The organism is Streptomyces sp. CA-181903, from assembly GCF_050937075.1.
GTDB lineage: Bacteria > Actinomycetota > Actinomycetes > Streptomycetales > Streptomycetaceae > Streptomyces.
Genome location: NZ_JBNJLY010000001.1, coordinates 4,551,729 through 4,571,867, shown reverse-complemented (window position 1 = coordinate 4,571,867; position 20,139 = coordinate 4,551,729). Strand labels below are relative to the sequence as shown.

Below are 20,139 nucleotides of genomic sequence, written 5' to 3'. Positions count from 1 at the left end.
ACACCGTGTGCGACCAGCGGCAATCGATCGCCACAGGCCCGCTGCCGACGGTGAACTGGAGGCACGCCCCGGCTCGCGGGGCGGCAGCTTCGAGCAGCAGGGAGGACAGCATGGCAACGGCAGTCGAGGCCAGGCCGAAGGTCCGCGACCCTCGGGACTACGTGAAGCCCGAGGTGTGGGAGCGGGAGATCCAGCTGCTGATGCGGGACTACCCGTTCGACGAGGTGTACGCCAACCGCTTGTTCCACGCGGCCGTCTCGTACCTGATCACGGCGATGGAGAAGTGGGGGCAGAAGCTGGAGATGTGCTGCGGACGAACCGTGGACATCGCCGTGCACACCTTCATCCTGGACACCAAGAACTACAGGCAGTTCTGCCACGAGCACTTCCAGGGCCGGTTCCTGGAGCACATCCCCGAGATCGAGTTCAAGTACGACGGGTCAGTCGAACGCACCGCGAAGATCATCGCCGGGAACGGTTTTGAGGTGGACTGGAAGCTCTGGGAGGCCGACTACGCCAAGTGCGGGCCGTGCGCCCAGGGCACCAGCTGCCACTGAGCGAACCGGAACGGTCAGGCCCGGGGACGCCGCGAGCGTCTCCGGGCCGTTCCATGGGCCAAGCGGACGGAGTTCGGCGCACACGCCTCGGCGACAGAGCAGCGCCGATACGGTGGCGAACTCACGTGGCCCGCCGTTCCCCGCGAGGAGCTCCATGCCCCGCCCGCCCCTCACCCCCGCCGAATACTGGAACCTCTACAAGCCATACCGGGGGAGGGCGAGCAGCCCGCCCCCGCGCCCGACCGGTTCGAGTGGACGCAGTTCCCCGGCCACGGTCCCGGCCCGGAACTTCTCGGCACACCGCGCACCGTCCTGGAACTCGGGCCCGGAGAAGGGGCAGACGCCGTCTACCTCGCACGTCGCGGCGCCCAGGTGACCGCCGTGGACTTCTCCGCCTACCAGGTCGAGCGCGCCCGCCGCTGGTGGACGGACGAGCCGAACGTCACCTTCGTTCACGCCGACGTGTGCGATTTCCTCGTCACCGAGGCCACCGAGTACGACGCGATCTACTCCATGTGGGGCGCGGCGTGGTTCACCGACCCCGACCGGCTCCTGCCTCTGGTCGCCAAGCGGCTCGCCCCCGGCGGCATCTTCGTCTTCAGCCACGCCGAGCCCGCCCCCGACGTGTACGGGCCCCAGCGGATGCACGGCAAGTGGCTGGAAGGACGCGAGCGCGAACTGACCGTCCTGCGCTGGCAGTACGCCCCCACATGTGGGCCAAGCTGCTGAAGCGCCACGGCTTCGACGACGTCGACGCCCGGATCATCCCCCGCCGGGCGATGAGGCCCTGGGCACGCTGCTCGTGCGCGCCTCAGTGGATAGGTTCTGTCTCTCCGATCAGGATCGGAACCAGATGAGGAGTGCGGCGGCGGTGACGGTGCCGAGGTAGACGTATCCGCGCCTGTCATAGCGAGTGGCGACGGCCCTGAACTGCTTGAGGGCGCCCCAACGAGTGGCGTGCGCCCCCTAGTCAGCCCGTGCGCTGGCAACGCCTTCCAGGCGCTCCCAACAGCCGCTAATCGGTGCCGAGTTGCGTGTACTCTCGGCCACACCCAACTCCACAAACGGAGCGGCCCCCGCATGTCTGCCAGGACATCGCGAGGGCCTACACCACCGAGGTCTGAGAACGGAGACCCACGGGATGATGCGCCATGTTAGCGCGCCCCAGCGTCGCTTCACCCAGGTATCGAACGACATCATTCGCCACGCGGATCTTTCTTCGGATGCCGTACGCCTACTCGTCTGGCTGCTGTCGCTCGCCGATACCTCCGGCGTCTCCCTCTCCGACGTCGCGCGGCGGGCCGGGATCAAGAACGGGGCGTTCCAGCGGGCCAAGGCGCAGTTGAAGGAGGCCGGTTACGCGCACGAGTGGCGCCGGCAGGGGGCCGACGGGCGGTGGGTGACCACGCAGTTGGTGGCTTCGGTGCCGTTGAGTGCCGAGGAGGCGCGGGCCGTGCGGGACGGGCAGGAGGTGCCCGGCTCGCCGAGTACCGGGGAACCGGCCGTCGGTGAGCCGGGGAGTCGGGTGGTCGGTGGTCACCCCAGGGATAAGACGGTGAGCAACACGTCCCTTCCGCCCGCCCCGCCGGAGCAACAGCCACAGCCACAGGCACAAGCGGAACCTTGGCCCGAACCGGAGCCGGAAGCGGAGGAGCTACCGCCGCCTCCCCCGCCCGGGCCGCGCCCGACTCCCCCGGCCTGCCTGCCTGAGCAACTCATCGAGCACGGCGCACTCATCCTCGCCTCCGTATCCCACCGCGAACCCCGGCTGCGGCTGACCGGCCGGGAGGTCAAGGAGCTCGCACCGCTGGCGGCGGACTGGCTGCTGCGCGGGGTGAAAGCGCCCCAGCTACGGGAGGAGTTGAGCGTCGGGCTGCCGGAGCGGATCCATCACGCCGCGGCCCTCGTCCGCAACCGGCTGCTGCGCAAGCTGCCGGAAGCTCCGCCGATTTCCGCCCCGCCCCCACCCCGCGAGCGGGCACAGCCGAAGAACATGACCATGCGCGAATGCCGGGGCGATCACACGCAAGGGTTCCTCTTCCACCCGGTGGACGACGAACCGTGGTGCCGCGACTGCCGGAGAGAGCGGGCATTGGCCGCGGCGGAAGCCGCCCGGGGGGCCGCCGTCCGGGGCGGCGCCGCCGTACGCGCCGCCCTGCGTGGCACGTGACCGGAGCGCCCGCTCAGGCGGGGACGCCGTCCGGGTCGGTGCCGGGGCAGTTCCGGGGGCCCTCACACGGACGGGCGGCCCCGCCCCGGCGACGCGAAGTCACCGGCGGCAGGGCCGCCCGTCCGATCAGAACCGTCCGATCAGAACCGTCCGATCAGAACCGTCCGATCAGAACCGTCCGGTCAGAGGAGACCGAGCTCGCGCACCGCGGTCCGCTCCTCCTCGAGCTCCTTGACGGAGGCGTCGATGCGGGAGCGGGAGAAGTCGTTGATCTCCAGGCCCTGGACGATCTCGTACTTGCCGTCCTTGCAGGTCACCGGGAAGGACGAGATGAGGCCCTCCGGAACGCCGTAGGAGCCGTCCGAGGGGATGCCCATGGAGGTCCAGTCGCCCGCGGCGGTGCCGTTGACCCAGGTGTGGACGTGGTCGATGGCGGCGTTGGCGGCGGAGGCGGCCGAGGAGGCGCCGCGCGCCTCGATGATGGCGGCGCCGCGCTTGGCGACGGTCGGGATGAAGGTGTCGGCCAGCCACACCTCGTCGTTGACGACCTCGGCGGCGTTCTTGCCCGCGACCTCGGCGTGGAAGATGTCCGGGTACTGGGTGGCGGAGTGGTTGCCCCAGATCGTCAGCTTCTTGATGTCGGACACGGCGGTGCCGGTCTTCTTCGCGAGCTGCGAGATGGCGCGGTTGTGGTCCAGGCGGGTCATCGCGGTGAAGCGCTCGGCCGGCACGTCCGGCGCGGCGGCCTGGGCGATGAGGGCGTTGGTGTTGGCCGGGTTGCCGACGACGAGGACCTTGATGTCGTCCGCGGCGTGGTCGTTGATGGCCTTGCCCTGCGGCTTGAAGATGCCGCCGTTGGCCTCCAGGAGGTCACCGCGCTCCATGCCCTTGGTGCGGGGGCGGGCGCCGACGAGCAGCGCGACGTTGGCGCCGTCGAAGGCCACGTTCGGGTCGTCGGTGATCTCGATGCCGCGCAGCAGCGGGAACGCGCAGTCGTCGAGCTCCATGGCGGTGCCCTCGGCGGCCTTGAGACCCTGCGGGATCTCCAGAAGTCGCAGCTTGACCGGCACGTCGGCGCCGAGGAGGTGACCGGAGGCGATGCGGAAGAGCAGCGCGTAGCCGATCTGACCGGCCGCGCCGGTGACGGTGACATTGACGGGAGTGCGGGTCATGGCGATCTCCTGCTGCGAAACTGGCGGTGGGTGTCCCTGCCCCTGTTGTGCGGACCTCTCTTGGTATCAAGAGATCCGGCGTCAGGCTATCCGACCGCGCACGCCCGGAACCCCCGAACCGGTGTGGGACGCCTCACCTGGGTCTATGGCACCTCCTGTGACGCTTCGGACGCCTCTTCCGCTCCTCGGGCACCGGACGTCCCGGTGGCCCCCTACGAATCGTCAGCCCCGGCCGGACCAGCCGCCCTGCCCGTCCCGGCCCCCTGCCTGTCCCGCCCGCTCCGTCCGTTCCACCCGCCCCGCTCGCCCCATCCGCCCTGTTTGCCCCGTCCGCCCCGGGCTTTCCGGGAAGCGTGCAGCCCTGGCGTCCGGAACTGAGCACCACGCAGGCCCTGGCCTCGCCCGGTGCCGCGACCGCGACCATGGTGCTGTGGCCGTCCGTGCCGCGCTCTATCCGGCCCTCGCCGGTGCGGGAGGCCGCGCTGACCCGCAAGGTGTCGCCCGGGCCGCCCTGCGTCATCCGGGCCCAGGCCGCCTTGCAGGTCTCGCTGTAGCGCACCTCCACGTAGGTGCTGCCGACGGTCGCGGAACCCGCCGTCGTCGCCCGCCGGCCGCCGCACCCCATGCTCTCCGGGTCCTTGCCCGTGCACGCGCCGCCCGCGCACTTGACGCCCGCCGGGAGGCCGGCCGGGCTGCCGGTGTCCCGCGCGGCGGCGGGCGGCGGGGTCTTCCGGGCGCCGCCTCCCGGCCCGTACCCGAGCAGCAGGACGGCCGCGACGACCATGAGCAGCGCCCCGACCGCCCCCACCGTGAACAGCAGCACCGCGCGGCGCTTCGGGCGCGGGTGGGTGCGGGGGTGCGGACGGGGGTACGGGCGCCGGTCGCCCGAAGGCCGCTTCGGCGGGCCGGCGGGCAGGCCGACGGGCGGGCCCGCGGAGGCGTCGGTGGACGGGTCGGCGGGCGGGTTGGCGGAGGGAGCGGTGAACGGGCCGGTGAACGGGCCGGCGGGCGGGTCGGCGGACGGGTCCGCCGGTGGGCCCGTCAAAGCATCCGTCAGGGCGTCCGCCAGGGGGATCGCCTGCGCGCGGGCGTCCACGCCGGCTGCTCGGGCGGAGGGGAGGCCGGTACGGGGGCGGGGGCCGTGCCGGTCGTCCGCCGCACGCCCGCCCTGCTCGTCCCGTCGCCCCTGTTGCGGCCCCGACTCCTCTGGCGACTTCTCAGTTGCCGCTGCCGCTTCGAGCGTCGGCCCTGGCGTCGGCTCTCGCGTCGGCTCTGGTGTCACTCCAGGCGGCGCCTCGGGTGCCGCCTGCGCACCACCACGCGCGTCCTTCTCCGTCGCCGCCTTCCCCCTGCGGAGCGTCCAGCCCCGCTTCCCCGTGCCGGCCGGCGGCGCGTACTCGGCCAACGCGGCGCGCGCCGCCTCGACCCGCAGGCCCTCCATCGTCACGTCGTGCCGCAGTTCGGACCGGCTCCAGGCGCGTTCGGCCAGCTCCCAGATGGTCAGCAGGTGCCCGGCGTCGGTGCCCGTCGCCTCCGCGAGCGCCTCGGTGGCGCCGCGCGGCGGCAGCAGCCGCCCGTTGAGGTAGCGCTCCCAGGAAGTCTTGCTGTACCCGGTGCGGTCCGCGACCGCGCCGACGCTCATCCCGTTGCGCTCGACGATGCGGCGCAACTGTTCCACGAACTCCCGCACCTGCGGGTCGAGTTCGTCCGACAGCGCTCTCCAACGAGGCATGGCCCTCCCCCTAGTCACCCTGCGTACCGCGGTGCTACCCAGGGGATGCCGCGACGCAGCCTCCCAGTTCCTTGTCGGCGGGCGCATAGGGGCGTTCCGGGTTGATCAACGCACCGGGGCGCACGCCCCCCTCGCCCGCCGTGCTCCTGAAACACCCTTCGGGAAGCGAACCCTTCCGGTACGGCACAACGCCATTCCGGTACAGAACGGTGACCTCGTAGCGGAACGATCTCCTCCGCGTCACAAGACCCGGCCCCGCCTTGAACCGGAATGCCGCCATCTGGATGCTCGGGGAGGACGTACGGCCGGTCCTCCCACGGGGTGGAGGACCGGCCGCGTCCGCCCGTAGGAGGGCCAGCCGCGTCCGCCCGTCGGAGCGCCGGCCACGCCCATCCACCCGTCGGAGCGCCGGCCACGCCCGCCCGTCCGTTGGAGCACCGGTCACGCCCGCCCGTCCCCCACTCGTTCCGCCCACGTCCCGCAGCCTCACCCACCAGGCGCGGAGAAGCACTCGGCCGCCCCCTCGGCGGGCCGCAGGCAGACCCGGGCCCGGCGCGGATCGTCGGTCGCCGTCATCGCGGTCGACAGGTAGATCTCCGTGTCGCGGCGGGTGGCGGCCCTGATCTCCTTGGCGTCGGCGCCGGGCAGCGTCAGTTCCACCCGGTCGCCCAGCCGCAGGGCGGTGGCCTTGGCCCAGACCGCGCCGCACTTCTCCGCGTACCGGATCTCGATTCGTTCCCCGCCCGCCGACCGCCGGGAGGCCAGGGTGACGGGCAGCCCTTGCGCGCCGCACCCCATCGCCTGCGCGTCGGCACCCTCGCAGTCCTTGCCGTGGCAGCCGGGCTCGAAGGACTGGGCGTAGGACGGTGCGGACGGCATGGAGGACGAACCGGCCGCGCCGGGCCTGGAGGCCGTCTCGGTCGCCGCGTCATCGCCCGACAGCAGCACCACGGCCAGCAGGACGGCCGCCGCCAGCGCCACCGCCCCGACGGCGAGGTACCACCCGGGGACGCGCCGGCCGGCCCTCCGTCCGGCGGCCGGACCCGCCACCGCATCCACAGAACGCACGGAATCTGGGGAACGCACGGAATGGACGGAATGTGCGTGATCCGTCGAATGCGCGGAATACGCGGACTCTGCGGACGCCTCGTCGAGCACGGGAGGCGACGCCGACGCGCCCCTCGCTCCCCCGCCGGTGCCTTCGGAGGCCGAGGCGGAGGCAGAGACGGAGGCGGACGCGGCCCGTCCGGTCCACCGCTGCTCCGCCAGCTCCCACAGGGCGAGCGGCCGGCCGGGCGGCTCGTCCGCCAGCGCGCACAGCGCCTCGACGGCCTCGCGCGGCGGAAGCTTCTTGCCGTTGAGGTACCGCTCCCAGGACGACTTGCTGAACGCCGTCCGCCCGCCGAGCGCGGCCAGGCTCAGACCGGTGCGTTCCTTCAACTCCCTCAGTACGGCGGCCAGTCGGGCACACTCCGCCGGCAGGGGCGCCCGTCGCTCACCTGCGCAACTCCTTCCAGGTGTCGGGGCCCACGATCCCGTCGACGACCAGGCCCTTCGTCTTCTGGAACCGCTCGGCCGCCGCCTTGCTCCGCTCGCCGAAGGAACCGTCGATCAGACCGGGGTCGAACCCGTGGTACTTGAGCAGGCACTGGGCCTCCAGCACCTCCCAGCCACTGCTCTTGAGGTCCATCAGCACCGTGCGGGTGGGGCTGTACCCGGCCCGGAGCTCGCCGCCTTGGCGCTCCACGCGGCACGGGCGGGAACGTCCCTGCACGAACACGAAGGCGGACGGGGAGACCGCGGCCGCACCCGCGTCGCCCTTCGCGCGGGCGTCGTCGTCCTTCCAGGGACGGGCGGCCAGCAGCGCGACCGCCAGCGCGACGACGAGCACGGCCACCGCCGCGACGTACAGCCACATGCGCCGCCTGGTCTCCTGGAGATCCGCGACGCCCGGCGGCGTAACGGGCGTCGGAGCCATGCCGGACGCGCCGGACGCGCCGAATGCGACAGAGGCGGTCGATGCGGTGGGCGTGGCGGTTGCGGCGGAGGGCCATGCCTCCTCCGCTATCTCGTGCAGCACCAGAAGGCGTGCCGCGTCCGCCCCGCACACCCGGGCCAGCTCCTCCACCGCGTCACGCGGCGGCAGTTGGCGCCCGTTGAGGTAGCGCTCCCAGGAGGACCGGCTGTACGACGTCTTGGCCGCCAGCGCGGCGAGGCTGAGTCCGCTACGGTCCTTGAGCCTGCGGAGTTGTACGACGAACTGGCTCACCCGTTGGTCGAGCGACGCCGGCAGTTCCTTCCAACGCGGCATGTTCCACCCCACACCGTCACATGGTCCCCCGAGGCACGCGCCTCCTGTGTCGCACATGATGGCGACGCCGGGCCGCGTTTTCCCGCGTCGTCGGCCGACGCGCAGGTTTCCGGCCAGGGGCGGCATGGCGGGGGCGTCCCACCACGACCTCAAAAGCGCGCCCGTCGCCGCAGGTGGGAGCGTGGGACGTCCCACGATGGCCCATCTGCCCGGGAACGCTTGGCAGATGGGATGTGGCGCATCACAGTCAGTGCAGCGAGCCGGCCGGCGCGGTCCACCCCGCGCCGGCCGGCCGTCTCCGGGCCGGACCGTCCTCTTACGGGGGAGAGGACGGTCCGCCCATGCCGTCCGGACCGCTCGGGTCACTCGGCCGGAGCGCTCAGAACGCTCAGGTCATGCGGCCGGAGCGATCAGACCGCTCAGACCGCTCAGCCGGACCACTTGGGCCGCTCGGACCGATCAGGCCGAAGCCTCAGACCGCCCAGACATCCCAGACCTCCCAGACCGCTCAGACCGTGAAGTGCAGGATGTCGTCCAGGAAAGGGATCTTCAGCCACGCGTGCGGCTGCGCGAGCATCGCCAGCAGCAGGATCGCCAGCCCCAGCCCGCCGTACGTGAACATGTCCGTGAACCGCGACCGTACGGCCAGCATGCCCACCGAGGGCAGCGCCCAGCGCAGCACCGCGCCGCCGATCATGGCGATGCCGATCAGCATCGTCCCGATCCGGAAGCCGTCCAGGGCGACGATCAGCAACCCCAGCCCCGTAAGCCCCAGCACCACCAGCAGCGGCCACTGCCGGGCCGGAGCGGGCGCGCCTCCGGGGGCGGCACGCCCGCCGCCCTCCGGGCGCGCGGTGTCGCGGGTGAACTGGGGGAAGCGGCTTGACGCCCGGGACCGCCCGGAGCCCGCCGCCTTGCCCGTCTCAGCCGGCATCGACGCTTCCCTCAACCTCGTCGCCGGAGGCATCCGCGGCGAGCTCCGCCGCCTCGACGACGTTGACGAGCAGCATGGCGCGGGTCATCGGCCCGACGCCGCCCGGGTTGGGGGAGATCCAGCCGGCGACCTCGGCGACCCCGGGGTCCACATCGCCCATGATCTTGCCCTCGCCGTCCCGGCTGACGCCGACGTCGAGCACGGCGGCGCCCGGCTTGACGTCCTCCGGCTTGATCAGGTGCCCGACGCCGGCCGCCGCGACGATGATGTCCGCCTGCCGCAGGTGGGAGGAGAGGTCACGGGTGCCGGTGTGGCAGAGGGTGACCGTGGCGTTCTCGGACCGGCGGGTGAGCAGCAGGCCGATCGACCGGCCCACGGTGATGCCGCGCCCGACGACGACCACATGCGCGCCGTTGATCTCCACGCCGTGGCGGCGCAGCAGCTCGATGATCCCGTTCGGGGTGCAGGGCAGCGGCGCGTTCTCGTTGAGCACCAGGCGGCCCAGGCTCATCGGGTGCAGGCCGTCGGCGTCCTTGGCCGGGTCCATCAGCTCCAGCACCCGGTTGGTGTCGATGCCCTTGGGGAGCGGGAGTTGGACGATGTAACCGGTGCATTCGGGGTTCTCGTTGAGCTCGCGGACGACCGCCTCGATCTCCTCCTGCGTCGCGGTCGCCGGCAGCTCGCGCTGGATGGACCCGATGCCGACCTGGGCGCAGTCGCGGTGCTTGCCCGCCACGTACCACTTGCTGCCCGGGTCGTCGCCGACCAGGAGTGTGCCCAGGCCGGGGGTGACGCCCCGGCCCTTGAGGGCTTCCACGCGTGTGGAGAGTTCGGACTTGATCGCGGCCGCGGTGGCCTTGCCATCGAGAATCTGAGCGGTCATGGCTCCATACTCCTGGATCCGGCGGCGGCCCTTCCAATCAGGAGGGCACGCCGCCCTGTGGTCACCGGTACACCGTGGTCGGCCACTGGTGCGCCGTGTCGGTTCACTGGTACACCGTGGTGGGTCCGCCGGTGCACGGTGGTCGGTTCACGTTCACGTCGAGATCACGGTCGCGCGGCGCTTGAACAACGCAGAGGGTATCCGCTGGACAAATGTCAAGAGCCCTACCACGATGAATCGCCTGTGCCGCGGGCGGTGACGGGGGGTGAGCCGCTCAGCCAGCCCTCCGGAAGTCCGCGACCGTCCCCGCACGACCAACGGAGGAATCGCCCGACCATGAGCTTCGGCCAGCAGAACAATCCGTACGGCCCGCCGCCGCAGGCCGGCTACGCCTACCCGCAGCAGGCCCCGTACCCGGGCCAGCCGTACGCGCCGTTCCCGCAGCAGGGCGGGTACCACGGGATGCCGCCGGTGCCGGCGGAGATGCCCGGCATCACCAAGGCCGCACGGATCTTCATGTGGGTCATCACGACCGTGCACGTGATCGTGTCCGGCCTCATGATCGCGGCCTACGTCGCGATCAAGGACGAGTCGGGGAAGCACACCGGCGAGACGGTCACCACGCGCAACGGCGACACCGTCGACGCCGAGACCGCCTTCGGCCTCGCCCGGGGCTTCGTGGCCTTCCTCGCCATCCTGGCCGCGGTCTTCGCGGTCATCGGCATCATCCTCGCCATCCGTTACGCCAAGGGCGGCAACGGCGTCCGCGTCGGCTCCATCGTCTACGCGTCGTTCGCGATCATCAGCGGTCTGTTCACCGCCCCCGCGTACGGCCTGGGCCTGCTGACGCTGGTCATGGCGATCCTGACCATCGTCTTCTGCGCCAAGCGCGCGTCCGCCGAATGGTTTCAGCGCCCGCGCTACTGAACGCGCCCGCGCCGCTGAGCGACGCCCGCCGTCCGGCCCGGAGGCCGCACCCTCACCGGGGGTGCGGCCTCCGGCCGTATCGACACCAGACGTCAGATATGGCGCCAGGCGTCAGACAGCCGGCGTCAGGCGCGCCGGGCATCAGTGGAAGAAGTGCCGCGTCCCCGTGAAGTACATCGTCACCCCGGCCGCCTTCGCCGCCTCCACCACCTCCGCGTCGCGGACCGAACCGCCCGGCTGGGCAACGGCCTTGACGCCCGCGTCGGCCAGCACCTGGAAGCCGTCGGGGAAGGGGAAGAAGGCGTCCGAGGCGGCGTACGAGCCGCGGGCCCGCTCCTCGCCCGCCCGCCGGACGGCCAGCTTCGCGGAGTCGACGCGGTTGACCTGGCCCATGCCGACGCCGACGGTGGCGCCGTCCTTGGCGAGCAGGATCGCGTTCGACTTCACCGCGCGGCAGGCGCGCCACGCGAACGCCAGCTCGGCAAGCTCCGCTTCGGACAGCGCCTCGCCCGAGGCGAGCGTCCAGTGCGCCGGGTCGTCGCCCTCGGCCTGGAGCCGGTCCTTGGCCTGGACGAGGACGCCGCCCTCGATCGGCCGGGTCTCGGTTTCGGCGGCGGGGGCGTCGGCGCAGCGCAGCACCCGGATGTTCTTCTTCCGCGCCAGCACCTCGACCGCGCCGTCCTCGTAGTCCGGGGCGACGACGACCTCGGTGAAGATCTCGGCGACCTGCTCCGCCATGGCCACGGACACCGGGCGGTTGACGGCGATCACGCCGCCGAAGGCCGACAGCGAGTCGCAGGCGTGCGCCTTGCGGTGCGCCTCGGCGACGTCCGTACCGACCGCGATGCCGCACGGGTTGGCGTGCTTGATGATCGCGACGCAGGGCTCGGTGTGGTCGTACGCGGCCCGGCGGGCGGCCTCGGTGTCGACGAAGTTGTTGTACGACATCTCCTTGCCGTGCAACTGCTCGGCGCCGGCCAGTCCCTGGCCCGTGCCGTCCGTGTAGAGGGCGGCGGCCTGGTGCGGGTTCTCGCCGTAGCGGAGCACCTGCTTGCGGGTGTGGGTGGTGCCGGTGAAGTCCGGCCAGGGGCTGTCGTCGGCCGCGTAGCCGGTCGCGAACCAGTTGGCGACCGTCACGTCGTAGGCGGCCGTGTGCTGGAACGCCTCGGCGGCGAGCCGCTTGCGCGCCTCCAGGTCGAACCCGCCCTCGGCGACGGCCTTCAGGACGTCGGCGTAGCGGCCGGGGCTGACGACGACGGCCACCGAGGGGTGGTTCTTGGCGGCGGCGCGGACCATGGAGGGGCCGCCGATGTCGATCTGCTCCACGCACTCGTCAGGGGACGCGCCGGAGGCGACGGTCTCCCGGAACGGGTAGAGGTTGACGACCACCAGCTCGAAGGGGCGCACGCCCAGTTCGTCGAGCTGCGCGCGGTGCGCGTCGAGACGCTGGTCGGCCAGGATGCCGGCGTGGACGCGCGGGTGCAGCGTCTTGACCCGGCCGTCCAGGCACTCGGGGAAGCCCGTCAGCTCCTCGACCGGGGTGACCGGCACCCCGGCGGCGGCGATCCGGCCGGCCGTCGAACCGGTCGAGACGAGCTCGACGCCGGCCTCGTGCAGCCCGCGGGCGAGCTCCTCGAGACCCGTCTTGTCGTAGACGCTGATGAGCGCCCGGCGGATGGGCCGCTTCGTACCTTCGGCGGTCACGAGATCCGTACCTTTCGTCCCTCAATGCGGTAGCCGTGCCGGGCCAGACGCCCCACGACCTCGACGAGCAGCTGTCGCTCGACTTCCTTGATCCGCTCGTGCAGAGCGGCTTCGTCGTCCTCCTCCCGGACCTCGACCACGCCCTGGGCGATGATCGGTCCGGTGTCGACGCCGTCGTCGACGAAGTGGACGGTGCACCCGGTGACCTTCACCCCGTACGCGAGCGCGTCGCGCACGCCGTGGGCGCCGGGAAAGCTGGGCAGCAGGGCGGGGTGCGTGTTGACCGTCCGCCCGCCGAAGCGCGCGAGGAATTCCTTCCCCAGGATCTTCATGAAGCCCGCGGAGACCACCAGGTCGGGGGCATACGCGGCGGTCGCCTCCGCCAGGGCGCGATCCCAGTCGGCGCGGGAGGCGTGGTCCCGCACCCGCTCGACGAAGACCGGGATCCCGGCGCGTTCGGCGCGTTCGAGGCCCGCGACGCCGTCCCGGTCGGCGCCGACGGCCACGATCCGGGCGCCGTAGCCCTCGGGGTCGGCGGTGATCGCGTCCAGCAGCGCCTGGAGGTTCGTACCGGAACCGGAGACGAGGACGACGAGGCGGGTGGGCCGCGTCGAGCCGTCGGGACGGTCGGCGTCGGGATGGTCGGAGGGGGCGGGGTGAGCCTGGGGGGCCGGGGACGCCACGGCGGGCCCTTTCTCGCGCACGGTGCGGTTTGTATGGTCGTACGAGACAGAGGGGTCCCCGAATACGGGGGACCCTACGAAGCCGCCGACCGCCAGCAACGATACCGGCACACCCGACGGCCCCCGCGGGACGGGGGCGCGCGCGGAAGGTAGCGTCTGAGGACGGCGTCCGCCAGGCGCCCATCAGGCGTTCATCAGGCGTCCGCCAGGCGCCCGGTGGGGCCGACGCGGCAGGGGACCGGCTCCGGGAAACCGGGCTCACGGCCGTACGCTCAAAGGTGCAGCACGCGACTCAGCAGGACGCGACACAGCAGGACGCGGGACCGCGCGACGCCGCCCGGCGGGGATGCCGCCCGGCGGAGCCGGGACCGCGGAGCGCGACCAGCAGGACGCGACACAGACGAGACCAGGGGAAGACACACTCCACATGCCGGACCGACGCCGCCCCGCGGTTCACCGCCCCCTTCCGCCGTCCGCCGCGTCCGCCGGGACGCGGCCGTTCGCCGTGGAGGCGGCGTCCGGCGATCGGGCGGCTTCGATGACGCTGATGGGCTCTGTGGGATCTGTGGGCTCTATGGACTCCGTGGCCTTGATGGGATCGGTGGGCTCCGTGGTCTGTATGGGCTCGGTGGGACCCATGGTCTCTGCGGGCTCGGTGGGCTCCACGGTCTCTGCAGGCTCGGTGGGCTCTATGGGTTCGGTGAGGTCTATGGATTCCTCTTCCAGTGCCGGCTTCGCATCGGCCGCCACGGCTTCCTCCGGCCCCCGGCCGGGTTCGATGGCCGTCCGCGAGCAGCGGTCGCCGGAGCAGCAGGGCCGGGAGGACTCGGGGCGAGAGAGCTCCGGGCGGGATGGCTCCGGGCCGGATGGCTCGCCGCGGGACGGGGACGGCCGGGGCGGTGGGCGCGACGGGGGCGGGCAGGGCCCGAGCGAGTCGGACAACCCCTTCGCCGCGCCGCCGGCGGGCCGGCCGGACCAGCCGTGGCGGCCGCGCGAGCCGCGGCACGGCGATGGAAGCGACGGTTCAGCCGGCTCCGACGGCCGGGACGGGTCCGGGCAGCCGCCCGCCTGGGGCAGCCAGTGGAGCAGCCGGCAGCCGGGCCGCCACAACGGCGGGTTCGGCGGCCCGCAGGGCGGCGGCCAGGACCCCGCCAACGGCGGCCCCGGCGGCGGCCCGCGCTGGGACCCCACCGACCCGGCCCAGCGCCGCGCCCGCTACGCCCTCCTCGCGGGTCTCTGGGGCTTCTTCTTCGCGCTCTTCAGCCTCCCCGAGATCGCCCTGTTGCTGGGAGCGCTCTCCGTCTACTGGGCGACCAGCTCGCTGCGCGCCAAGAACGCCCGACGGAACGGCGACGGCCCGGCCGCGACGCCCGCACCGCAGCCCGGCGGCTTCCGGCCGCAGACGACGGCGGCCGTGAGCGGACTGGTCATGGGCGGGCTGGCGCTGGTCATCGCCGTGTCCACGTTCTCGTTCCAGCTGATCTACCGGGACTACTACACCTGTGTGGACGACGCGCTGACGCAGACGTCCCGCCAGTCCTGCGAGAACCATCTGCCGAAGCCGCTGCGTCCGCTGCTGAGCGTGGACGACTGACGGAGGTACGGGAGGGGCGCAGGGCAGGCGGAGCGCAGGGGGTGCGCGGAGTACGCGGGACGCGCGAGGTAGGCAGGACACACGAGGTACGCGGGACGCGCGAGGTACGCGGGACGCGCTGAGGGGCGTCACCCCTCGCCCCACCGATCGTCGAGCAGCCGTGCCGGATCGCGGGGCTCGAAGTCCGGCATCAGCCCGCCGCCCGAGTCCTTCAGCGCCGCCCAGCGGGCCTGGCGCACATCGGTGTCGTGCCAGTCGGCGCCGTCGGAACGGCCGGCCGGCGCCGGACCGGGGACGGGCGGCATCGGTGACTTCCGCGCCTTCCGCGCCCTGCGCGCCGCCTGTCGGGCCTCGCGCCGGGCGGTCCGCGCCGCCTGGCGCCGGGCCGCGCGTTCCGCCCGGGACGCCCGGACGCCCCGGTGCCTGCGCCGCGGGGGCTCCGCCCGCCCGTCGGCCCCGAGGACGATGCCGTGTACGGGGAGCAGGGGCAGGCTCTCGGGAGCGTAGGAAACGGGGTTCACCGGACGCGCGGGCTTCCGGTGGACCGGTTGCTCCGATTGCTCCGGTTGCTCCGGTTGCTCCGGTTGCTCCGGCCGGGATGGTCGCGCCCGCGGCGGCACGGACGCCCGAGGGCCGTCCGGCTCGTCGCGCCGGTCTCCGCCCGCTCCCCCGGACGGCCTCCGGTCCGCTCCGGGATCCTCCGCGCCGGTCGCCCCCTTGTCCGCTCCGGTGGCCGAATCAGCGTTCCCTGAGCCGTCGGGCGTTCCCGGCCGCATGTCACCGTCCGCGGCCGGCGAACGGCCCGCTGCCTGCCGCTGCTCGTGGTCCTTCGCCCGCCGCTGTCCGGGCGTCGCAGGGGCCGCCGATTCGGCGTCCGTGCCGTCGCCGCGCACGGCGAAGCCCAGCCAGCGGGCGAGCCCGCGCCACCAGGCACGCGGGCCGCGGACCCGTACGCGCCGTGGGACGGACGGTCCCGTGGCCGAGGCCCCAATCGACCCGTCCGGCGCATTCTTCTCGTCCATCGCCGTCGCCGCGCCCTTCCCGACGGCCGCGCCACCGCCGGCCGCCGCTCCCTTCCCGCCGGCCGTTCCGCCGCCGGCCGCCGCGCCATCCGTGGAAACCTCCGTGGCGGCCCGCAGCCCGAGGACCTTCCGCGCCTTGCGCCCCCAGCCGCGCGGCCGGGACCCGTCGTGCGCCGTCACGAACCGTTCCTCCCTGCGGATCCGACGGACGACCAGCGCCCCCGGAACGCCGATGACCAGCGTCCAGACCAGGCACGCCAGCCCGGTCAGGCGCCACGAGGGGCCGAAACGGGACAGGGCGGCGACGCCGAGCGGGCCGCCCGCGGCGTAGGAGAACAGGGCGGCGACGGCGGCGCAGAGCGTCGCGGCGAGGAAGGCGACGGCGACCGTCTCGCGCCGTCCCGCGGCCGCCGGACGGCGCGGCACGGCCGCTGCCGCCACCGCGACGCCGACGGCCGTCACCAGGGCGGCGGCCCCGGCCAGCCCCACCGGCCCGGCCTCGCCCGGCGCGGGCAGCGCGGCGAGCAGCGGGAAGGGCGGGAGCGGGGGCCGGTCGGGCGAACCGAGCACGGGCAGGGCCAGCGGGGCGACGAGGCCGTCCGCACCGGCCGCGAAGCCGGGACCCAGCCCGTAGGCGGCCGTCCAGACCACCGCGTTGGGCAGCAGCGCCACGCTCAGCAGCGCCACCCCCAACTGCCCCGGCCAGCCCACCGTGAGGTGTTCCACCGCGTCCCGTACGGCACCGGCGTGCACCGCCAGCGATGCCGCCAGCAGCAGCGCCGCGCCGCCGAACAGCATCGCCGTACCGGCCGCGGCGGCCCGGGCGACCGCCACGACGTGCGGCGCCGTGAACCAGTGGCGTACGAACCCCGGAACCACCCGGCACATCCGGCGCACCCGCGCCGAGGGCGTCCAGGGCGGACAGCCCACGGCCATCCAGACCCCGGCCGCGGCCGGTGCCGCCGCGACGAGGGGAACGTGGATCAGCGCGCTCAGGGGATCGACGCGGATCGGTCCGGATGAGGCGTAGAGCACTGCGGCGGCGCTCACCAGCAGGTATCCGCCGAGGAGCGCGGTGAACGCGGTCCGGGGCGGCAGTGGCGGCCCCGGGAGCCGCGTGGGGAGCAGGGGCGCCTCCCAGGGCGCCGGCGGCCCGCCGGACGGCACGGACGCGGCGGCGGGGAAGCCGGCCGCCCGCGAATCGCCCGGATCACCTGGTTCATCCGCCTCATCCACTTGGTCCACTTGGTCCACTTCGTCCGCGTGCTCCGCGTCGTCCGGTGGCATCGGCGCCTGGCGCGCCGCCCGGTGGATGAGCAGGCAGGGCACGACGGAGAACAGCAGCGGGGTCAGCCCGACCGGCGCGGGGCTGCCCGAGAGGGTCTCGGTGCGGACGAGGTCGGCGCCGTGGGCCAGCAGCCAGAGGCCGGTGGCGATGTGCAGCGCTCCGGCGGGCCCGCTGTCCGGGTAGGGCGACACGATCCACAGCACCAGGACGAGCGTGGCGAAGGCCCCGAGTCCCAGTCCGGCGGCGACCGCCCCGCCCAGGAAGGCCCTGCCCGCCCCCGGCTTGTGACGCGCCGCGGATCGGGGGTGCGACGGCAGCGGCGGACCGCTGTGGGCATATGGGGTCACAAGGGCCATGCTGCCAACAACGCGCCTTTCGGGCGGGTAGCGACAAATGACCGTCGTGTCGTGTTCAGGGCGGCGCGGTCCGGAGGACGGCGCGGACCCCTGCGCCGGGGCTGTCGGCTTCGCGCCGGGACCGCCGGCCCTGCGCCGGAGCGTCGGCCTCACGACGAGACCGTCAGCCCTGCACCGGAGCGTCGGCTTGGCGCCGGGACCGTCGGCCCGCGGCGGCGCCGTCGGCGCGGGACGCGCGTGGGCCCGTACCCCCGGAGAGGTACGGGCCCACGCGTTTCCACCGGTCCGCCGGGGACCGGATCAGACCGGACGGCCGATCAGGCCGTCGATCCGGCGACCGTTCAGGCGCTCAGCGCGGCACGCGCCAGGCGGGCGGTCTCGGACGGGGTCTTGCCGACCTTCACGCCCGCGGCCTCCAGGGCCTCCTTCTTGGCCTGCGCGGTGCCGGACGAACCGGACACGATCGCACCGGCGTGGCCCATCGTCTTGCCCTCGGGCGCGGTGAAACCGGCCACGTAGCCGACGACCGGCTTGGTGACGTGCTCCTTGATGAAGTCCGCCGCACGCTCCTCGGCATCGCCGCCGATCTCGCCGATCATGACGATCAGGTCGGTGTCGGGGTCGGCCTCGAACGCCTTGAGGGCGTCGATGTGCGTGGTGCCGATGATCGGGTCGCCACCGATGCCGACGCAGGACGAGAAGCCCAGGTCACGCAGCTCGTACATCATCTGGTAGGTCAGCGTGCCGGACTTGGACACGAGACCGATGCGGCCGGGCTTGGTGATGTCGGCCGGGATGATGCCCGCGTTCGACTGGCCGGGGCTGATGAGGCCGGGGCAGTTGGGGCCGATGATGCGGGTCTTGTTGCCCTTGGCCTGGGCGAGCGCCCAGAACGAGGCGGTGTCGTGCACCGCGACGCCCTCGGTGATCACGACGGCCAGCTCGATCTCGGCCTCGATGGCCTCGACCACGGCGTCCTTGGTGAACTTCTCCGGGACGAAGATGACCGTGACGTCGGCGCCGGTCTGCTCCATGGCGTCCTTGACGGAGCCGAAGACGGGGATCTCGGTGCCGTCGAAGTCGACGGTGGTGCCGGCCTTGCGCGGGTTCACGCCGCCGACGATGTTGGTGCCGGAAGCCAGCATGCGCTTGGTGTGCTTCTGGCCCTCGGAGCCGGTCATGCCCTGGACGATGACCTTGCTGTCCTTGGTGAGGAAGATAGCCATGGTGTTCTAGTGACCTCGTTCCTTACTTCGCAGCCAGCTCGGCGGCGCGCTCGGCGGCGCCGTCCATGGTGTCCACCTGCTGAACCAGCGGGTGGTCGGCGTCGTTCAGGATCTTGCGACCCAGCTCCGCGTTGTTGCCGTCGAGGCGCACGACCAGCGGCTTCTCGACCTTCTCGCCCTTGTCCTCAAGGAGCTTCAGGGCCTGGACGATGCCGTTGGCGACCGCGTCACAGGCGGTGATGCCACCGAAGACGTTGACGAAGACGGACTTGACGTCCGGGTCGCCGAGGATGATCTCGAGACCGTTCGCCATCACCTCGGCGGAGGCGCCGCCACCGATGTCGAGGAAGTTGGCGGGCTTGACGCCACCGTGGTTCTCACCGGCGTAGGCGACGACGTCCAGGGTGCTCATGACGAGGCCCGCGCCGTTGCCGATGATGCCGACCTGGCCGTCGAGCTTGACGTAGTTGAGGCCCTTGGCCTTGGCCGCGGCCTCCAGCGGGTCGGCGGCGGCCTTGTCCTCCAGCGCCTCGTGCTCCGGCTGGCGGAACGCGGCGTTGGCGTCCAGGGACACCTTGCCGTCGAGCGCGATGACGCGGCCGTCGGCGACCTTGGCGAGCGGGTTGACCTCGACGAGGAGGGCGTCCTCGGCGATGAAGGTCTTCCACAGGGTGACGAGGACGTCGGCGACCTGGTCGGCGACCTCGGCCGGGAACTTCGCCTGGGCGACGATCTCGCGGGCCTTCTCGATGGTGACGCCCTCGTTGGCGTCGACCGGCACCTTGGCCAGCTTCTCGGGGGTCGTCGCGGCGACCTCCTCGATGTCCATACCGCCGGCGACGGACGCCATGGCGAGGAAGGTGCGGTTGGTGCGGTCGAGGAGGTACGAGACGTAGTACTCCTCGGCGATCTCCGGAGCGGTCTCGGCGATCATCACCTTGTGGACCGTGTGGCCCTTGATGTCCATGCCGAGGATGTCCGTCGCGCGAGCGACGGCCTCGTCCGGGGTGGAGGCCAGCTTCACGCCGCCGGCCTTGCCACGGCCACCGACCTTCACCTGCGCCTTGACGACCGAACGGCCGCCCAGACGCTCGGTAGCCTCGCGCGCCGCCTCAGGCGTGTCGATGACTTCACCGGCCAGCACCGGTACACCGTGCTTGGCGAAGAGGTCCCTCGCCTGGTACTCGAACAGGTCCACGCGCGTCCGTCCCTTTTCCATGGATATCGCGGTTCGTTGTCTGCGCGGGCGTGCCGCGGTGGCAGCGTGAGGACGCGATCTATGACGAGGGCGGCACACGTGCGCCGAATACGCGGCATGTCCGTCTCGCAGGTTATCCCCGAGGGCCGGAGGTCCCTAAATCGCAGATCACACTCCGGCCGTGATTACGCTCACAGATCGCGCACAAACCCCGCACGCATCGCGACAGAGCGTACGCCGCCCGGTCCCGGCCCGCGGGCACGCGCCCGCCCCGCGCCGGGAACCCCCGGCCTCCCGGCCCGCACGCCGCCGGCCGCCGCCTTCCGTCCGCTCCCCCGCGCCCTCCCGTCTTCCTCCTCGCTGTCATCTCCCTTTCCCGGCC

17 protein-coding genes and 1 pseudogene are annotated in these 20,139 nt (G+C 72.7%); 5 read left to right on the top strand and 13 right to left on the bottom strand.

Annotated elements, in window-relative coordinates; translation table 11 throughout:
* The first annotated feature begins 110 nt into the window (after positions 1-110).
* Both ACQEVS_RS20540 and ACQEVS_RS20535 read left to right on the top strand, forming a co-directional pair.
* The gene (locus tag ACQEVS_RS20540; RefSeq protein ID WP_433022420.1) at positions 111-557 is read left to right on the top strand and encodes a glycine-rich domain-containing protein; all 447 of its coding nucleotides are present in this window, start codon (positions 111-113) and stop codon (positions 555-557) included.
* A gap of 183 nt (positions 558-740) precedes the next feature.
* The gene (locus ACQEVS_RS20535; protein ID WP_433027745.1) at positions 741-1,286 is read left to right on the top strand and encodes a class I SAM-dependent methyltransferase; all 546 of its coding nucleotides are present in this window, start codon (positions 741-743) and stop codon (positions 1,284-1,286) included.
* Between the two features lie 108 nt (positions 1,287-1,394).
* On the opposite strand, the pseudogene ACQEVS_RS20530 reads toward ACQEVS_RS20535, so the two are convergent.
* A pseudogene (locus ACQEVS_RS20530) lies at positions 1,395-1,496 on the bottom strand (IS5/IS1182 family transposase); the annotation flags it as partial.
* Positions 1,497-1,698: 202 nt separating this feature from the next.
* Between ACQEVS_RS20530 and ACQEVS_RS20525 the strand changes: the two are divergent.
* Positions 1,699-2,727, top strand: coding sequence for a hypothetical protein (locus ACQEVS_RS20525; protein ID WP_433022418.1), 1,029 nt, complete (start codon positions 1,699-1,701; stop codon positions 2,725-2,727).
* A 182-nt stretch (positions 2,728-2,909) separates the two neighbouring features.
* Here ACQEVS_RS20525 and ACQEVS_RS20520 read toward each other — a convergent pair whose 3' ends face one another.
* The 6 genes from ACQEVS_RS20520 to ACQEVS_RS20495 form a co-directional block, all read right to left on the bottom strand.
* Complete coding sequence (locus ACQEVS_RS20520; protein ID WP_433022416.1) at positions 2,910-3,899, bottom strand: malate dehydrogenase; 990 nt, start codon at positions 3,897-3,899, stop codon at positions 2,910-2,912.
* Positions 3,900-4,032: 133 nt separating this feature from the next.
* Positions 4,033-5,631 (bottom strand): DUF2690 domain-containing protein, encoded by a 1,599-nt coding sequence (locus tag ACQEVS_RS20515; RefSeq protein WP_433022414.1) that lies wholly within the window; start codon positions 5,629-5,631, stop codon positions 4,033-4,035.
* A gap of 486 nt (positions 5,632-6,117) precedes the next feature.
* Positions 6,118-7,071 carry a DUF2690 domain-containing protein gene (locus ACQEVS_RS20510; RefSeq protein WP_433022412.1) on the bottom strand — a complete coding sequence of 318 codons (954 nt, stop codon included), beginning with the start codon at positions 7,069-7,071 and terminating at the stop codon, positions 6,118-6,120.
* A gap of 55 nt (positions 7,072-7,126) precedes the next feature.
* Positions 7,127-7,942 carry a helix-turn-helix domain-containing protein gene (locus ACQEVS_RS20505; protein WP_433022410.1) on the bottom strand — a complete coding sequence of 272 codons (816 nt, stop codon included), beginning with the start codon at positions 7,940-7,942 and terminating at the stop codon, positions 7,127-7,129.
* A gap of 508 nt (positions 7,943-8,450) precedes the next feature.
* Entirely contained in the window at positions 8,451-8,876 is a 426-nt protein-coding gene (locus ACQEVS_RS20500; protein WP_433022408.1) for a DUF3017 domain-containing protein, read from the bottom strand.
* Positions 8,866-9,759: a bifunctional methylenetetrahydrofolate dehydrogenase/methenyltetrahydrofolate cyclohydrolase gene (locus ACQEVS_RS20495; protein ID WP_433022406.1), complete on the bottom strand. Its 894-nt coding sequence runs from the start codon at positions 9,757-9,759 to the stop codon at positions 8,866-8,868. The genes ACQEVS_RS20500 and ACQEVS_RS20495 overlap by 11 nt, the downstream gene beginning before the upstream one ends.
* A gap of 336 nt (positions 9,760-10,095) precedes the next feature.
* On the opposite strand from ACQEVS_RS20495, the gene ACQEVS_RS20490 reads away from it, so the two are divergent.
* Complete coding sequence (locus tag ACQEVS_RS20490) at positions 10,096-10,686, top strand: proline-rich domain-containing protein (RefSeq protein ID WP_433022404.1); 591 nt, start codon at positions 10,096-10,098, stop codon at positions 10,684-10,686.
* A 141-nt stretch (positions 10,687-10,827) separates the two neighbouring features.
* Here the strand turns inward: ACQEVS_RS20490 and purH are convergent, their stop codons facing one another.
* The 3 genes from purH to ACQEVS_RS20475 form a co-directional block, all read right to left on the bottom strand.
* A complete protein-coding gene (gene purH, locus ACQEVS_RS20485; protein WP_433022402.1) occupies positions 10,828-12,390 on the bottom strand; it encodes a bifunctional phosphoribosylaminoimidazolecarboxamide formyltransferase/IMP cyclohydrolase in 1,563 nt (520 codons plus the stop codon).
* Positions 12,387-13,073, bottom strand: coding sequence for a phosphoribosylglycinamide formyltransferase (gene purN, locus ACQEVS_RS20480; protein ID WP_433027742.1), 687 nt, complete (start codon positions 13,071-13,073; stop codon positions 12,387-12,389). Before purN ends, purH begins: the two co-directional genes overlap by 4 nt.
* Before the next feature lie 453 nt (positions 13,074-13,526).
* Positions 13,527-13,823: a hypothetical protein gene (locus tag ACQEVS_RS20475; protein ID WP_433022400.1), complete on the bottom strand. Its 297-nt coding sequence runs from the start codon at positions 13,821-13,823 to the stop codon at positions 13,527-13,529.
* A 28-nt stretch (positions 13,824-13,851) separates the two neighbouring features.
* Here ACQEVS_RS20475 and ACQEVS_RS20470 point away from each other — a divergent pair, with 28 nt between their 5' ends.
* Positions 13,852-14,667 (top strand): hypothetical protein, encoded by an 816-nt coding sequence (locus tag ACQEVS_RS20470; RefSeq protein WP_433022398.1) that lies wholly within the window; start codon positions 13,852-13,854, stop codon positions 14,665-14,667.
* Positions 14,668-14,795: 128 nt separating this feature from the next.
* On the opposite strand, the gene ACQEVS_RS20465 is transcribed toward ACQEVS_RS20470, so the two are convergent.
* The 3 genes from ACQEVS_RS20465 to sucC form a co-directional block, all read right to left on the bottom strand.
* Positions 14,796-17,333, bottom strand: coding sequence for a cell division protein PerM (locus tag ACQEVS_RS20465; RefSeq protein WP_433022396.1), 2,538 nt, complete (start codon positions 17,331-17,333; stop codon positions 14,796-14,798).
* Positions 17,334-17,674: 341 nt separating this feature from the next.
* Positions 17,675-18,559, bottom strand: coding sequence for a succinate--CoA ligase subunit alpha (gene sucD / locus ACQEVS_RS20460; RefSeq protein WP_433022394.1), 885 nt, complete (start codon positions 18,557-18,559; stop codon positions 17,675-17,677).
* 22 nt (positions 18,560-18,581) lie between these two features.
* On the bottom strand, positions 18,582-19,757 hold the full coding sequence (sucC, locus tag ACQEVS_RS20455) for an ADP-forming succinate--CoA ligase subunit beta (RefSeq protein ID WP_433022392.1): 1,176 nt from the start codon (positions 19,755-19,757) through the stop codon (positions 18,582-18,584).
* Between the last annotated feature and the right edge of the window lie 382 nt (positions 19,758-20,139).

Coding starts and splice junctions, on each gene's coding strand:
- ACQEVS_RS20540 (WP_433022420.1), top strand. CDS start 111: ATGGCAACGGCAGTCGAGGCCAGGCCGAAGGTCCGCGACCCTCGGGAC.
- ACQEVS_RS20525 (WP_433022418.1), top strand. CDS start 1,699: ATGATGCGCCATGTTAGCGCGCCCCAGCGTCGCTTCACCCAGGTATCG.
- ACQEVS_RS20520 (WP_433022416.1), bottom strand. CDS start 3,899: ATGACCCGCACTCCCGTCAATGTCACCGTCACCGGCGCGGCCGGTCAG.
- ACQEVS_RS20515 (WP_433022414.1), bottom strand. CDS start 5,631: ATGCCTCGTTGGAGAGCGCTGTCGGACGAACTCGACCCGCAGGTGCGG.
- ACQEVS_RS20505 (WP_433022410.1), bottom strand. CDS start 7,942: ATGCCGCGTTGGAAGGAACTGCCGGCGTCGCTCGACCAACGGGTGAGC.
- ACQEVS_RS20500 (WP_433022408.1), bottom strand. CDS start 8,876: ATGCCGGCTGAGACGGGCAAGGCGGCGGGCTCCGGGCGGTCCCGGGCG.
- ACQEVS_RS20495 (WP_433022406.1), bottom strand. CDS start 9,759: ATGACCGCTCAGATTCTCGATGGCAAGGCCACCGCGGCCGCGATCAAG.
- ACQEVS_RS20490 (WP_433022404.1), top strand. CDS start 10,096: ATGAGCTTCGGCCAGCAGAACAATCCGTACGGCCCGCCGCCGCAGGCC.
- ACQEVS_RS20470 (WP_433022398.1), top strand. CDS start 13,852: ATGGCCGTCCGCGAGCAGCGGTCGCCGGAGCAGCAGGGCCGGGAGGAC.
- ACQEVS_RS20465 (WP_433022396.1), bottom strand. CDS start 17,333: ATGGCCCTTGTGACCCCATATGCCCACAGCGGTCCGCCGCTGCCGTCG.
- sucD (WP_433022394.1), bottom strand. CDS start 18,559: ATGGCTATCTTCCTCACCAAGGACAGCAAGGTCATCGTCCAGGGCATG.